The organism is Herbaspirillum sp. WGmk3, from assembly GCF_023952535.1.
Classification (GTDB): Bacteria; Pseudomonadota; Gammaproteobacteria; order Burkholderiales; family Burkholderiaceae_D; genus Herbaspirillum; species Herbaspirillum huttiense.
The window spans coordinates 555055-568531 of record NZ_JAKYWT010000002.1; the positions used below are offsets into that span (position 1 = coordinate 555055).

Sequence of the window (13477 nt, forward strand, 5' to 3'; positions counted from 1 at the left end):
CCATAGGAGAGTCATCTTGGGCGCTACATACAACGGACAAAATTTTCGAACTCCACTAGAGGCTCAATGGGCGGCATTTTTTGACTTGGCCGATTGGAACTGGCGAGCGAACCCTTCGCGGGTTGGAAACTGGGCCTCTGATTTTCTAGTCTCTTTTCCATGCAGCCATTCCTATTGCAACGGGCAACATCAATTACTTATCGCCGTTCTGCCGCTTTCTTCGATTGAGCAATTTACTGGTCATCCATGTTTATTGCATTGTTACGGCGTCAAAAATGAACGGGGTCACCTAGTAGCCGATGGTGGAGTGGCGTTTGGAAAAGATTCACATATCACAAGATGGGAAATTAGTCATGGCGCCAGTGGCGGCATCGAAAACGTAGACTTTCGCGTTTCAGATGCTCCGGTTCTGTGGGATCAGGCACACCACTAAGTTGTCCATAACCAATGTTGAGGCTTCACGAAATTGGTGAGGTCGTGGCCACGGCCCCTCGACAGGCGTCGAGTGAGTTACAAAATTACTTCTAAGACGGTAACAAAATTACTTCAATGGACGCCTGGCTAAGGGGCTGAGGGGTATTCGGGCGGTAATTACCGGTGGCGCAGAACAGCATGGGGCAGCATTGCTCCCAATTCTCCGCACCAAGGTCACGGCAGAGCAGCTGTATGAGCATCTCCTCGACCTGAAGCAGCTAGAAGTCAAGTTCTCGCTGAGCCTGGCTGGAACCAGCATCCAGCAAATGTCACCAGGTCAACGCGGCGCCTTGCTACTCATCTTCTATCTGCTGGTCGATACGGACCCGACGCCGCTCATCCTGGACCAGCCGGAAGAAAACTTGGACAACCAGACCGTCTACTCCATGCTAGTGCCAATAATTCAGCGCGCCAGGACGCGCCGGCAGATCGTCATGGTCACCCACAACGCTAATTTGGCGGTGTGCTGCGACGCGGAGCAGATCATCCATGCCGAGTTCGACCGCGGCGACCAGTTTGCGATGACGTACGTCTCCGGTGCCATCGAGAGCTCGGAGATGAATCGTTCGGTCTTGGATGTCCTTGAAGGGACGATCCCAGCATTCGACAATCGCCGAGACAAGTATTTCCACTGACCCGAGGAAGAGCCCTTAGAATTTCCATATTCTAACTGGTATGCTTGCCACGATTGAGGGCATCGCAGCATTGCGTACTCATGCCAGCTCAGCGCATGGCGCTGGCGTTACGTTCTACCGCATTTAGCCCCGTCATGCTCGACTCGCCATCCATGCTGCACACACTATTACCTTGTTCGCACTGGAGACCTGGGAAAAGCGGCGAAAGGGTGCTGGCTAATTGTTTCGCAAGATCACCACACCAGGGCTGATGCTGCAAGTTAAGCGCCAACAAGGGAAAAGCCTGTTGCATATCGGAAACTATAATTCCGTGAATCCACTACGTGAGCGCATTCGAGAAGAACGAGAAATTTTCCGCATGACGGGGCCACGCGCATTCCGGCGGAAGCGATTTGTTGCGAAGATAGATTTACGTCCTCTTCGGGTCGTAATTCGACGATCAATGCCTTTGACACCCAATCCCAAGTGGGACGCCATACCCAACATCCATAGAGCGGCGGCTTAGTTACATTTACGCTGATATCCGAAATTTTTCGTTATCTCGGCTGGGTCGCAAGAAGACCGGCGCTTTATCTTTCAAATAATCAATTAAACCAATTGCTTAGCTCAACTTCTGCAAAAATTTCCAGAATCCCGGTCGACCCTCGCCTTGGCATCACCAGACGTTCAAAGACAGAATCGATAAGCTCGAGCAAGCGCAGCGGTATCTTGAAAAGTCGTGGCCATCATATCCGGACGAGGAGCAATCCAGTGCCATGCGGCAGCAATACAGCAAGTTACGCGCCACGATCGAGCGAATGATTCAAGACATAGTATTCAATGGCGTGGTCGTGAGGTACCGTGACTGGATCAAAGTTGGCAACTTGGGCGAAGTCGTGACCTTTGAGGACACTGATTGCAAAGAGATAGAGCGGCTGCATAAGGCTTGCTGCGATGTAACGGAGGCCCATGATCCATCGTCTGCGAAAAATATACCGGTGCCTACGGCACAACAACTTGGTATCGATATCGCAGCACTCGTTGCGGTGGCCCAGTCCAGTCGGACGAAACGCGACGCTAAAAAAAAGCGGCCAAATTGAGTCCTTAATGGGTGTCAGTTAAGCGCACGCCGAATTGCACCAGGTTCGTTCGGAGCGAAACCAGCAAGCTGCGCAACTCTAGGAGTTGGTTGTAGTGCAACCGATGCAGAGCGGCGATTTGACATCGTGCAGCAGGCGCTGATCAAGGCCAAGGCAGGTGTAGCGGCGACCGGCGCCTCTGGCCGCCGAGTTCTCAGTCTCTTCTTGGCAAATTTATTCAGACCGGGTCTGACTATCAGCATAAGCGGTGATAATTTTAGTTATCGTCAATATATCTTTCGCACTAAGCCGTTGAATTTGTTCCGCCAAGATTAGGCTGTTCGAGACCCTATCTTCTTTCGCGGACAGGAAAAGTGTCCAAACAGGCGTCGTCAGAACACTGGCAATCCTGCCGAGCTGTTCTATCGGTGGAGCTATGTGTCCCCGCTCATATCGAGAGACCGTCTCGACCTCAATTCCTAAAGCCTGCGCCAAATCTTGCTGGATAAGCCCAACAGCAAGACGGCGTCTTCGTATGTTTGCGCCCACTAGGGCGGCCAAGCTGCCTTCGGAAATGTCTTTGTTTATCTTCATGTGTGACCACTGGACAATCACACATAATCCGTTTCTCTGCGGGCAACATACAGGGCGTTTTACATCATGTTTATTGACGTAAAAAGTCATGCCTCCTAATATTAAGCACTTGATGTCGTCGTCGACACCCCAAAAATTTCCTCGTGGAATAAAAAGAAGCGGTTAATGTTGCATGCAGAAACTACTGGAGCTCAAATGAATATTGCCGACATTCGTCCGCTTTCGACTTACATAGGCAACGGGGGCGTGACCCGTAAGGTCAAGTCAATTTCAATGGCTATCGACGGTTCGTTGACAGTGGAATGGCGCCGGGTGCCGCCTTTACATGGGGTATCGCGTTATTCCGAGCCTCGCGGGAATGAGCCGATCGAGCAATTTGCAATGTGGGCAAAGGTTTTAAAAGACACTCTGTCTTCTGATCTCGAGCACCACATGTTTGATCATGATTTGTACTCCGGGCAAGAGGGCGCTCAGGCCTGCAGCTCTGCCTGAAACGATGGTGGAATATCCTCCGATCCAATGCTTAATACGCGGTTTTGGTCATCCAGCTACAGGAAGGGCGGCGAATGATATCCATGCCATATTCAACTGACACACCACAGATGGATCTTCAAGAAGCACTTAGAACGTTTGATCGCCTTCAATTAGAAGGCGGAGATCTAGGTGCCATATATTGGCATCGAATTTCCCTTCTTGTACAAGATGCTGCGCGGTATCAGGCAAGAGCGCTCACGGCGGAGGCGAAACTTGACCAAATAAGGGCGCTACTGCATCAATGAGAAACTGGATGCCCTGACTATTCGCCACGTAGTGACGGTAGCACCTTGTTGCTGTTCCGGCGCATGTTCATCATAGCGACCTTGCCGGGCGGAACACCGCGCGTTGCGAATAGGGCTGCGCAAGCGCCTCCGTCGCCTCCGTCCAACGATGGTGACTAGCGAGGAAGCCTGTCGGCCCAGTCCACAATCTCCTTGGCAACCGCCTGCGGCTGTTCCGGGAACAGCGCATGACTGGCATCAGGAATCACCCGTACCTCCACCATGCCGGGCAGTGCGTCGCACAGTTCATCGCGGGTGGCGGCAGGGCGCCATGGGTCGTGCTGCGCTTGCAGGTCGAGGATGGGTACGGTCGAATACGGCCACCACGTCGATTGTGGTGTCGTCCGACTGGCCTGCCGATAGGCCGAAGCAAGCTCTGGATGCCATCCCTTCAGCCAGGACTGCGGCACGAACGGTCCGGAGAAGAATGCCTCTCTGAGCGCCGCAATCCTTTGCGCGGGTGAGTTGCGCTGGTCAGCAGCGGTATCCAGCGCCGCGCTCAATTCCGCCAGGAGCGGTCCTTTGGCCGCCGCAGCTGCCACGACCACGCCGCGTACCAACGTTGGATAATCCTGCGCAGTGACTCGGGCCACGTAATGTCCGTAGGCATGCCCCACCACGACAGCGCGGCCTTGTCCCAACAGCCGGATCGCCAGCGCCACATCACCGGCCAGGGTGTGCAAGCTCATCCCTTCCAGTGCTCCCCGGCTGGCACCGATGCCACGCGGTTGCGGCCGCAGCACACGGTAACCGGCCTGGGCCAGGAGTTTGGCGACGTTGTCGAAGTCCTCGCTGCCACGTTGTGAGGACGGTAGCAGCACGATTACCCCCTTGCGCTCCCGGGCATCGGGGCCCGAGGCTTCATCGACGATTACCTCAATCGACGTTTCACCCTGTTGAACAATGGCATGGTTGCGTACATTGGCTGCCGCCAGTGGCGTGCTCCACGCCAGCCATGCCGTTACGGCGGCCAGCAACATCGCAATCTCCTTTTCTAGTCATGGTCTTGGCGCGGGCGGCACTCGTATCCACGCATGCGCTCAGGCAGGTGCTGCTCAGAACGTATGCCTGATCCCGGCATTCCAGGCCATGTCGCCCGAGCCAGTCTCGATGGCGCTGCCTACCGTGTAGCCGGCGCCGTTCCGGTTCCAGATCCTGGCTACCGTTGTGTACAGTTCGGTACGTCGGGAGAGCGCATACAGATAGCCCAGTCCCAGTTGCGAAGCGTCCTGGTTGAAGCGGGTGCGGTCATCCTTGCGGATGTAGGAGGCGATCAGCTTGTGCTGTCCCAAGGGCAGGGTCACGCCGAGGATCATGTCGCGGCTGTCGGTGGTCGGGGTAGGGGCCACCGCCAGGCCGTAGGCATTGGCATTGTTGAGTGCCGAGCTGCCATAGCCCTTGTTGATGCCGTAGCCGAAGTTGAACTTGACCACCTTCAGGTCATAACTGCCGGAGAACAGCGTGTTCTTGGCGTTCTCGCTGCGCTGGACGGTGGGGGTATCCATGTTGCGGTTGTGATGCGCCAGGCGTAGCGAAAGGGCGCCATTGGCATAGGCCAGGGCACCGCCCCAGGCGCGGCCCATGGCATTGGAACCGGCGTTTTCGCCGAAGCCGTAGACCGCTTCGGCGGAGACGCCGCCGAAGGAAGGGGACACGTACTTGACCGTGTTGTCCATGCGACTGCCCGAATTCGCCGCCAGGTTCGCGGCGTTACCGGCAAAGCCTGCCGCAAACGGATCGGCCAGCACGAAGCCGGTGTAGTGTGGCGTGTACTGGCGGCCTACCGTGAGCGTGCCTTGCGAACCCGACAGGCCCACATAGGACTGGCGCCCGAAGAGCAGGCCACCCTGGCCCATTGCTCCGGTGTCGCTCTGGAATCCGGATTCCAGTACAAACAGCGCCGCCATGCCGCCACCGAGATCTTCGGTCCCCTTGAAGCCGAGTCGGGAACCCGATCCTATCCCGCCGGTGATCTTGTTGACCGAGCCGTTGCGGCCACCGGATTCGTGCACGAAGCCGGTATCGACAATACCGTAGATGGTCACGCCGGACTGCGCCAACGCGGCTTGGGTCGACAGCAGCAGGGCGGCGCCCATGGCCAGTTGGCGGGCATATGTGCGGGTGTCAGACTGCTTTGTCGACCGGGAAAACTGTGGTGGCAATGGGTAAGACATGGATGCTCCTCCTTGTAGTTGATATGTGTCTGCTGCCCGGCCCGATGCCGGGCGCAGGCAAGACGTGTCCCTTCCACTGCAACGGCGGGGTCGCAGCGGTGGAATCTTGTGAAGGTGTTCCGGGCCGGCCGCTACGTGGGTGTGCAGCGGTGGGACGGCACCGGCAGAGGTCAGCGGCCGGTGAAGACCGGTGCGCGCTTTTCCTTGAACGCCAGCTGCGCTTCGCGCGCATCCTCGGTCTTGCCGATGGCGGCGGTCATGTCCTGTTCGTAGCGATAGCCGTCGCGCAGGCTCAGATCTTCGATGACGTTCATGGTGTGCTTGCTCATGCGCGTCGAGACCGGGCTTTTGGATGCGATCACATGCGCGATCTCCAGTGCCGTCTCCAGCAGGGCCCCGGGCGCCACGCAGGCTTCGACGATGCCCAGCCGGTATAGCTCCAGGCCGCCGACCCGGTAGCCGGTGAGGGCCATGCGGCGCAGGCGCGAATGCGGGAACAGACGCATGGCATGGCGGCAACCACCGAGCAGCCCGACATCGACCTCCGGCAAGCCCAGGCTGGCCTGCTCGGACGCCACCAGGATGTCCGAGGAGGCCACCAGTGCCAGCCCCGAGCCCAGTGCGGCGCCGTTGATGGCGGCCACCACAGGCTTGGCGCATTCACGCACGGCATGGAAGCATTCCCGGGTACGCCGCGAGTGCGCCATGAAGTCGCCCGGCTGGCGGATGTTCTCGGCACGGCCCTTGAGGTCGGCGCCGGCGCAGAACACCTTGCCGGCGCCCGTCAGTACGATGGCGCGAATGTCATCGGTCTCGGAGATGGCGTCCAGTGCCATCGTCAGTTCATCGTTGAGCGTGCGGGTCAGCGCATTGACCGGCGGCGCATTCAGGGTCAGCGTGGCGACATGGCCATCGAGTCTGACATTGAGCTGGGTGAAGTCGAACATGGAATCCCTCGTCGTGAATTAGCGGCCGGCCTGGTCAAAGCCATACAGTGTCTGCGGGTTGTCCACCAGGATCTGCTGCCGCACCGCGGCGTCCGGCACCCACTGGTGGAACAGCTCGATGAGTGCGCCCACATCCGGTGCCTTCTCCCCCATGCGTACATGGGGCCAGTCCGAGCCCCACAGCAGGCGCGCCGGATTGGCCGCCACCAGGGCGTTGTGGAAAGGTTTGAGATCGGCATAGGCGGGGGCCGCACCGGAGATCCGGCAGACCGACAGCTTGATCCATACGTCACCGTCCCGAAGCGCGGCCAGCACCGTCTGGAAGGCGGGATCATCGACGCCGCGCTCGACCTTCAGGCAAGCCATGTGATCCAGCACCAGTGTCAGCCCGGTCGCACGCAGCTGCGGCAACAGCTGCGCATAGTCCTCGCAGGGCGCCCACAGTTGCGCGTGCAGGCCCGCTTCGCGCATGGCCGGTGCCAGCTGCAGCAGATCGTCCACGCCCACGCTGCCGGCAAACCTGTCACCGGCGGGGGTGAGCATTTCCACGAAACGCAGACCACGGATGCCGCCGGCATGCCAGGCCTGCAGAGTGGACAGCGGTGTGTGGGCGCTGGCCACGGCGATGCCGCGTACCTGTCCGGCACTGGCGGCGATGGCTGCCAGCATGCAGGCCGGATCGCTACCGTAAGGAGCGGGTTGCACCAGCACGCCGCGACTTGCACCTACCGTGGCCAGCATCTGCGCATGGAGTTCGGCAGGGGCCAGCGGCGGCGGATAGTTCGATGCGGTGGATAACGGAAAAGCCGCATACGGACCGAAGACATGGGCGTGGCTGTCGCAAGCCTGGGCCGGCAGGGAGGTACGCGGCGCCGTGGGCATGCGCGGTGTCTCGGTCTCGGTGGGGATGAAGCCGGAGGTCGTCACGATAGCGGCTCCTTGACCGGGCTCAACTGGCCGGGTGGCAAGTCGGTCAACTGTGGCCGGCCGTGGTGCGTGGCGACCTGCAGGCGCGGCTCGGCATATTCCTCCGGCACCGGAATCTGGTGCACGTTGAGCGTCATGGCTACCATCGTGTAGTAGCCCAGGATGGCGCCCAGTTCGACGATGCCGGCCTCGCCGTACAGACCCAGCACGCGTTGATACACCTCCTCATCGACGTTGCCGTGTTGCTGCAGTTGCCGGGCATATTCGTAGACGTGGGCATCGGCGGCGTCGGCAAACAAGGGGGCCTGGCATGCGCACAGCGCATCGATCACCGTTTGCGGCAGGCCGGCGGCCTGTGCTGCCTGCGCATGGATGGCCCATTCGAGCTGGCTGTTCCAGCGCCGCGCTGCCACCAGGATCACCAGTTCGCTATGACGCGGCGGAATGCTGGTGCCGAAGCGCAGCAGGGCGCCCATCTTCTGCCAGCGGTCAGCCAGTGCCGGGTTGTGCAGGGCGGCTTTCAAGGGGCCGACCAGGCGCGCGCGCGGGCCGCTGACGATGTCGTCGTAGACCGCACGCTGTTCGGCGTTCATGGTCTCCGGGGAGGGGAAGGAAATTCTTGGCATGGCGTTTCGGTCAAGTTCTTGTCGTGGTTCGATTTCAGATCACGCCAGCGTCATTCCACGCGGCGATCTGGGCGGCATCAAAGCCGAGTTCGGTCAGCACCTCATCGGTATGCTGGCCCAGCAGGGGGGGCGCCTTATCGAAGCGCAAGGCAGCGTCGGCAAAGCGCATCGGGCTGCGGATTTGCGGCACCGACCCCGCAGTGGGGTGGGGAATCTGGATCAGCATTTCGCGGTGCTTCACCTGTTCGTCTTCGAACACCTGCGGGATGGTGTTGATCGGGCTGCATGGGACCCCGGCGGCATCTAGCAGCGCGGCCCACTCCTGCATGCCACGGGTCTTCAATACGTCGGTGATCATGGGCAGCAGCACATCCTTGTTGCGCACCCGATTGCCGTTGGTGGCGAAGCGCTCGTCGGCCGGCCATCCGGCCTGGCCGATCACCTGGCAGAACTTGGCGAACTGGCCATCGTTGCCGACCACCAGGACGATGTAGCCATCGGCGCAGGCGAACACGTCCTGGGGCTGGATGTTGGGGTGCTTGTTGCCAGCGCGTTGCGGGGTCTTGCCGGAGATCAGGTAGTTCATTCCCTGGTTGGCGACCGAGCCCACCATGACGTCGAGCATGCCGATATCGATGTAGTCGCCCAGGCCGGTCTCTGCCCGTCGCGCCAGCGCCGCCAGTACCGACACCGAGGTGTACATGCCGGTCATCAGGTCGACGATGGGCACGCCCACCTTCTGCGGGCCGCCGCCTGGCAGGTCGTCCCGTTCGCCAGTGACGCTCATGAGGCCGCCCATGGCCTGGATCATGAAGTCATAGGCGGCGTTGTCGGCCTTGGGGCCGGTCTGGCCGAAGCCGGTCACCGAGCAGTAGATCAGGCCGGGGTTGATCTGCTTGAGGCTGGCGTAATCCAAGCCGAACTTGGTCAGCGTGCCGACCTTGTAGTTTTCCAGGAGGATATCCGAGCGCGCCGCCAGATCTCGGATGATGCGCTGGCCCTCGGCCGTGTTCAGATCCACCGTGATGGACCGCTTGCCGCGGTTGCAGGCCAGGTAATAACCGGCTTCGCGAGTTTCGTTGCCCTCTGCGTCACGCAGGAAGGGCGGGCCCCAGCTGCGGGTGTCGTCGCCTACGCGCGGGCGCTCCACCTTGATGACGTCGGCGCCGAGATCGGCCAGGATCTGGCCCGACCAGGGACCAGCGAGGATGCGGGAAAGATCGAGCACCTTGATGTGGGAAAGCGGACCTGCCATGAGAACTCCGATATCAAACCAAAAAGCAGAAAAAAGAAGTGCAGCCGTGTTTAGGCCGCAGCGTTGTCCGGCATCGTCGCCTGTGCCGAGGGACGCAGGCAGAATCCCGCGTGCCAGCTCGCCAGCTGCGGGCGGCCGGTACGCCAGTCGAGATCGGCGAAGCGGTAATCGAGATAGGACAGCGTGCAGCCGAGGGTGAGATGGCCGATGTCGAAGCCACCGTCGGCCAGGGCCGGGGCCTCGTTTTCGAGTCGGTCGAGGGCAGTGCTGATCTTGAGCGCAAATGCCTGCAGCCAGCTATCCAGTTGCTGGGCGGGCGTCTTCATGCGTTCCTGGCGCCAGATCAGCAATACCGACAGCATGCCGTCGCCCAGTGCCTGGCGGCGCAGCGCAGTCCAGCGTGCCGGGCCGGCCGCAGGGAAGAACCGTGGGCCGTCGTGCAGGCTGTCGAGGTATTCGCAGATCACCGGCGAGTCGTACAGCGGCTCACCGCCGGGCAGCACCAGCGCGGGAATCTGCGAGAGGGGATTGTCGGCCATGATGGCCGGATTGGGCGTGGCGATGGCGGCCACCGAACGCACCAGCTGCACGCGCGATTCGAGACCGGTTTCCTTGAGCAGGATGACCACCTTGCGCACGAAGGGCGAGCGTGGCGACCAATGGAGTTTCATGCCGTTTCCTCATCTGTCGATGACTGGCAACGGCAATCAGTGCACCGTTACTTCAGTCGTATGTCGAGGCGAATCACATCGCCCCGGTAAATGCCCCGGCCCACGAACACGACGCGGCCGGCCTGGTCTACCGCCGAGCGCGTCACATACGCGATCGGCGCATTGAGCGGGATCTGCAGCAGTTCCGCAATGAGCGGATCGGCCGAGCCCAGCGTCAGCGTCTGGTGCGCCTCCTTGATTTCCAGCCCCGGCAGATCGCGCAAGATGCGCATCGAGGTCTTGGTCTCGAAGGACTTCTTCGGGATGCGAGCGCAGACGCGCGCATCGATATACACATCGCCGAGGTAATACGGCTTGCCATTGCGCCAGTGGCGGCGCCGCCAGTGCTCGTAGGCCTCGGCCATCTGGCCCAGCGACGGCTCCACCGGTGCCGGCGCCAGCCGCTCGCGCTCAGTCAGCACTTCGATGGTGGCACCTTCCGGTGCCAGCAACTGGCCTGACCAGTCGGTGGCCACCTCGCACCAGAACTGCTCCTGCGGTTTGCCGATCACGAATGTGCCCTTGGCACGGTAGCGCGCGATCAGCTTTTCCTCTTCCAGCATGTCCAGCGCCTGGCGTACCGTGGCGCGGGCCACCTGGCATTCCTCGGACAGTTCATCGACCGTGGGAATTTGCGTGCCGACCGCCCAATCACCCGATTCCACCCGATTGCGGAACAGACTGGCCAGCTGGACGTAGCGCGGTACGGCGCTACGGCTGAAATCGATGGCCAGCTTGCGCGGGTCGGCCAGGTCAGGGAGGGAGTGGCGGGAGGGCGGGTTTTTCATCAAAAGCTTTCGTGAGCTTGGCGGCCGCCGGGGGGCGGTGCACTGGGCGATAATTCGGCCGTTTATTGACGAATTATCCCCGAATTATCCGTTAGCTCAAACTTTTGACTGATATCCGTCCGCACTGTCTTTGCCCGCTGCCTGACGGCTCAGCGCCCCTGATAGCGCGCTGTTCTCTTTTCCAGAAACGCCTGCATGCCCTCCTTCTGGTCCTGCGTGTCGAACAGCATCTGGAAGGCGCGCCGTTCCAGCGCCAGCGCACTGTCCAGCGCCATATCCAGACCCTGTTGCATGACCTCCCGGATCGCCCGCACCGCCAGCGGCGGCATGGCCGCAATGGTGCTTGCCAGTTCACGCGAGCGCGCCAGCGCCTGGCCGTCTTCGCAGACTTCGGAGACCATGCCCATGGCCAGGGCATCGCGTGCGCTGACCGCTTCGCCGGTCAATACCAGCTTCATGGCCTGGTACTTGCCGATGGTGCGCACCAGCCGTTGGGTGCCGCCGGCACCTGGCATGATGCCCACGCGGATTTCCGGCTGGCCCAGCCTGGCAGTCTCCCCGGCGACGATGAGGTCGCAGCACAGCGCCAGCTCGCAGCCGCCGCCCAAGGCATAGCCTTCCACTGCCGCGATCAGCACCTTGTCCACACGGCGCAGCACATTGAAGACGCGGTCGGTGGCTTGCAGGGTATGCGAGGTCGGCGTCATCGTCGCCATCTCGCCGATATCGGTCCCGGCGACGAAATAGCTGTCCGAGCCGGTGAGGATGATCACGCGTACCGCCGGGTCCGCCGCCGCCGCGTCGATCAGCTCGGCCAGGGCCTGCTTGACCTCCAGATTGAGGGCATTGCGGCGTTCCGGCCGGTCGATGGTGATGACGGCCACCGCGTCGGAGATTTCGCAGCGGACGGGCGCTGTCCTGTCGGCAGCCTGGCTCATGCGCTGGCCCTCTCGGAAAAGAAGGCGCAATTCGTCAATGCCATGCGCGCCAGCAGCGGCGAGAGACGGTAGCGGTCCTCGCCATAGCTCAGTGACAGATGGCGGATCACGCGCGCCACATGGGCAATGCCGATGCGGTCGGCCCAGGCCAGCGGTCCACGCGGATAGTTCACGCCATTGAGCATCGCCAGATCTACATCGGCAGCCGTGGCAATCGCCTGCTGCACGGCATCCGCGCCTTCGTTGGCCAGCATCGCCACGGTGCGCATGACCACCAGCCCCGGGCAGTCATCCAGCACGACGACCGACTTGCCGATACCGGCGAAGAAGGCCTGGGCGACGGTGAGTGCATGGCGATCCGTCTGGTCGGCCGGCGCCAGCGCAATGCTGCGCGCCTGACGATAGTCCAGGGCCAGGTCGAAAACCACCTGCACGCCATCCCGGGCAAAGCGCTCGCTGGCACTGCGGCCGTCGCTCAGGGCCAGCGTCACGCCATCGATGTGCAGCACACCCGGGCCGTCGGTCACGCGCACTGGCAGGCCGTGTTCGTGCGCCAGGTCGATGAGTGCGGCGACGGGGCCCAGTTCGCCTTCGGCGATGACACTACCTATGGTGTAGCCGGCAGAGGTGTTGGCGCCGGAGGTAACCGCGTCGCCTGTCTGCGCCTCCACGTCATAACGGTAGAAGCCGCGCCCGCTCTTGCGCCCCAGCCAGCCGGCGTCGACCAGCTCTTTCTGCAACAACGAGGGTTTGTAGCGTGGGTCCTGGTAGAGCGCGTCGTAGACCGACTGGGTGACGGCGTAATTGACGTCGTGGCCGATCATGTCCATCAGTTCGAAGGGGCCCATACGGAAGCCGCCCGTCTCGCGCAGCACCCGATCCAGGGTGGCGGCATCGGCAGCACCCTCGGTCAGCAGGCGCAGCGCCTCGCCATAGTAGGGGCGGGCGATGCGATTGACGATGAAGCCCGGCGTGGAGCGGCAATGTACGGGGACTTTTTTCCAGGCCAGGGCGGTCTCGAAGATGGTCTGCACCACTGTCTCGGCACTGGCCTTGCCGCTGACCACCTCGACCAGCGGCAGCAGCGGTGCCGGGTTGAAGAAGTGCATGCCCACCACCTGCTGCGGCCGCGCCAGTCCGGCGGCGATGGCGGTGATCGACAGGGAGGACGTATTGCTGGCGATGATGGCGTCCGGGCGCAGCAGTTGCTCCAGTTGCGACAGCACGGCGATCTTCACGTCCAGTCGTTCGACGATGGCTTCGATCACCAGTGCGGCGCCGGCCAGCTCCTGCAGGGTGCCGCCGCGCAGGCGGACCAGGCAGGCGTCGTGATGGGCCTGGTCTATCTTGTCCTTGGCCAGCAGTCGGGCGTAGCGGCTGCGGATGCCATCGAGGCCGCGTTCCAGTGCGTCCGCTGCGGCATCGTGCAAGACCACCGGGTGACCGGCGTCGAGAGCCACCTGGGCGATGCCGCTGCCCATGGCGCCGGCACCGATGATGCCGATGAGGGCGTCTGGTTTTAAGGCGTTCATG

At 61.5% G+C, this 13477-nt stretch carries 16 protein-coding genes; 5 read left to right on the forward strand and 11 right to left on the reverse strand.

Features of this window, described 5'->3' with window-relative positions; genetic code table 11:
• Nucleotides 1-16: 16 nt before the first annotated feature.
• From MKD49_RS08410 to MKD49_RS08420, 4 genes are all read left to right on the forward strand, one after another.
• Nucleotides 17-433: a hypothetical protein gene (locus tag MKD49_RS08410; protein ID WP_252696050.1), complete on the forward strand. Its 417-nt coding sequence runs from the start codon at nucleotides 17-19 to the stop codon at nucleotides 431-433.
• A gap of 190 nt (nucleotides 434-623) precedes the next feature.
• Nucleotides 624-1109 (forward strand): ABC transporter ATP-binding protein, encoded by a 486-nt coding sequence (locus MKD49_RS08415; RefSeq protein ID WP_252696051.1) that lies wholly within the window; start codon nucleotides 624-626, stop codon nucleotides 1107-1109.
• A 40-nt stretch (nucleotides 1110-1149) separates the two neighbouring features.
• Nucleotides 1150-1236 carry a hypothetical protein gene (locus MKD49_RS26570; protein ID WP_371925463.1) on the forward strand — a complete coding sequence of 29 codons (87 nt, stop codon included), beginning with the start codon at nucleotides 1150-1152 and terminating at the stop codon, nucleotides 1234-1236.
• 628 nt (nucleotides 1237-1864) lie between these two features.
• Entirely contained in the window at nucleotides 1865-2188 is a 324-nt protein-coding gene (locus tag MKD49_RS08420) for a hypothetical protein (protein WP_252696052.1), read from the forward strand.
• A 213-nt stretch (nucleotides 2189-2401) separates the two neighbouring features.
• Here the strand turns inward: MKD49_RS08420 and MKD49_RS08425 are convergent, their stop codons facing one another.
• Nucleotides 2402-2851 (reverse strand): helix-turn-helix domain-containing protein, encoded by a 450-nt coding sequence (locus tag MKD49_RS08425; protein ID WP_252696053.1) that lies wholly within the window; start codon nucleotides 2849-2851, stop codon nucleotides 2402-2404.
• A 105-nt stretch (nucleotides 2852-2956) separates the two neighbouring features.
• Between MKD49_RS08425 and MKD49_RS08430 the strand changes: the two genes are divergently transcribed.
• A complete protein-coding gene (locus MKD49_RS08430; protein WP_252696054.1) occupies nucleotides 2957-3253 on the forward strand; it encodes a hypothetical protein in 297 nt (98 codons plus the stop codon).
• Nucleotides 3254-3695: 442 nt separating this feature from the next.
• Here MKD49_RS08430 and MKD49_RS08435 read toward each other — a convergent pair whose 3' ends face one another.
• From MKD49_RS08435 to MKD49_RS08480, 10 genes are all read right to left on the reverse strand, one after another.
• Complete coding sequence (locus tag MKD49_RS08435; RefSeq protein ID WP_252696055.1) at nucleotides 3696-4559, reverse strand: alpha/beta fold hydrolase; 864 nt, start codon at nucleotides 4557-4559, stop codon at nucleotides 3696-3698.
• 75 nt (nucleotides 4560-4634) lie between these two features.
• Nucleotides 4635-5753: a porin gene (locus MKD49_RS08440; RefSeq protein ID WP_252696056.1), complete on the reverse strand. Its 1119-nt coding sequence runs from the start codon at nucleotides 5751-5753 to the stop codon at nucleotides 4635-4637.
• Between the two features lie 170 nt (nucleotides 5754-5923).
• Nucleotides 5924-6700: an enoyl-CoA hydratase/isomerase family protein gene (locus MKD49_RS08445; protein WP_252696057.1), complete on the reverse strand. Its 777-nt coding sequence runs from the start codon at nucleotides 6698-6700 to the stop codon at nucleotides 5924-5926.
• Between the two features lie 18 nt (nucleotides 6701-6718).
• Complete coding sequence (locus tag MKD49_RS08450; RefSeq protein WP_252696058.1) at nucleotides 6719-7627, reverse strand: amidohydrolase family protein; 909 nt, start codon at nucleotides 7625-7627, stop codon at nucleotides 6719-6721.
• Nucleotides 7624-8253: a carboxymuconolactone decarboxylase family protein gene (locus MKD49_RS08455; RefSeq protein ID WP_252696059.1), complete on the reverse strand. Its 630-nt coding sequence runs from the start codon at nucleotides 8251-8253 to the stop codon at nucleotides 7624-7626. Before MKD49_RS08455 ends, MKD49_RS08450 begins: the two co-directional genes overlap by 4 nt.
• A gap of 34 nt (nucleotides 8254-8287) precedes the next feature.
• Nucleotides 8288-9508 carry a CaiB/BaiF CoA-transferase family protein gene (locus MKD49_RS08460; RefSeq protein ID WP_252696060.1) on the reverse strand — a complete coding sequence of 407 codons (1221 nt, stop codon included), beginning with the start codon at nucleotides 9506-9508 and terminating at the stop codon, nucleotides 8288-8290.
• 50 nt (nucleotides 9509-9558) lie between these two features.
• Nucleotides 9559-10179, reverse strand: coding sequence for a glutathione S-transferase family protein (locus tag MKD49_RS08465; RefSeq protein ID WP_252696061.1), 621 nt, complete (start codon nucleotides 10177-10179; stop codon nucleotides 9559-9561).
• 47 nt (nucleotides 10180-10226) lie between these two features.
• The gene (locus MKD49_RS08470; protein WP_252696062.1) at nucleotides 10227-11006 is read right to left on the reverse strand and encodes a GntR family transcriptional regulator; all 780 of its coding nucleotides are present in this window, start codon (nucleotides 11004-11006) and stop codon (nucleotides 10227-10229) included.
• 149 nt (nucleotides 11007-11155) lie between these two features.
• Nucleotides 11156-11944, reverse strand: a complete 789-nt coding sequence (locus MKD49_RS08475; protein WP_252696063.1) for an enoyl-CoA hydratase-related protein — start codon at nucleotides 11942-11944, stop codon at nucleotides 11156-11158.
• On the reverse strand, nucleotides 11941-13476 hold the full coding sequence (locus tag MKD49_RS08480) for a 3-hydroxyacyl-CoA dehydrogenase (protein WP_252696064.1): 1536 nt from the start codon (nucleotides 13474-13476) through the stop codon (nucleotides 11941-11943). The genes MKD49_RS08475 and MKD49_RS08480 overlap by 4 nt, the downstream gene beginning before the upstream one ends.
• Nucleotide 13477: the final 1 nt, after the last annotated feature.

What these genes read in the sequence shown, in the direction of transcription:
- MKD49_RS26570 (WP_371925463.1), top strand. Translation starts at nt 1,150, where the DNA reads ATGCTTGCCACGATTGAGGGCATCGCAGCATTGCGTACTCATGCCAGC.
- MKD49_RS08420 (WP_252696052.1), top strand. Translation starts at nt 1,865, where the DNA reads ATGCGGCAGCAATACAGCAAGTTACGCGCCACGATCGAGCGAATGATT.
- MKD49_RS08425 (WP_252696053.1), bottom strand. Translation starts at nt 2,851, where the DNA reads ATGACTTTTTACGTCAATAAACATGATGTAAAACGCCCTGTATGTTGC.
- MKD49_RS08430 (WP_252696054.1), top strand. Translation starts at nt 2,957, where the DNA reads ATGAATATTGCCGACATTCGTCCGCTTTCGACTTACATAGGCAACGGG.
- MKD49_RS08435 (WP_252696055.1), bottom strand. Translation starts at nt 4,559, where the DNA reads ATGTTGCTGGCCGCCGTAACGGCATGGCTGGCGTGGAGCACGCCACTG.
- MKD49_RS08440 (WP_252696056.1), bottom strand. Translation starts at nt 5,753, where the DNA reads ATGTCTTACCCATTGCCACCACAGTTTTCCCGGTCGACAAAGCAGTCT.
- MKD49_RS08445 (WP_252696057.1), bottom strand. Translation starts at nt 6,700, where the DNA reads ATGTTCGACTTCACCCAGCTCAATGTCAGACTCGATGGCCATGTCGCC.
- MKD49_RS08455 (WP_252696059.1), bottom strand. Translation starts at nt 8,253, where the DNA reads ATGCCAAGAATTTCCTTCCCCTCCCCGGAGACCATGAACGCCGAACAG.
- MKD49_RS08460 (WP_252696060.1), bottom strand. Translation starts at nt 9,508, where the DNA reads ATGGCAGGTCCGCTTTCCCACATCAAGGTGCTCGATCTTTCCCGCATC.
- MKD49_RS08465 (WP_252696061.1), bottom strand. Translation starts at nt 10,179, where the DNA reads ATGAAACTCCATTGGTCGCCACGCTCGCCCTTCGTGCGCAAGGTGGTC.
- MKD49_RS08470 (WP_252696062.1), bottom strand. Translation starts at nt 11,006, where the DNA reads ATGAAAAACCCGCCCTCCCGCCACTCCCTCCCTGACCTGGCCGACCCG.
- MKD49_RS08475 (WP_252696063.1), bottom strand. Translation starts at nt 11,944, where the DNA reads ATGAGCCAGGCTGCCGACAGGACAGCGCCCGTCCGCTGCGAAATCTCC.
- MKD49_RS08480 (WP_252696064.1), bottom strand. Translation starts at nt 13,476, where the DNA reads ATGAACGCCTTAAAACCAGACGCCCTCATCGGCATCATCGGTGCCGGC.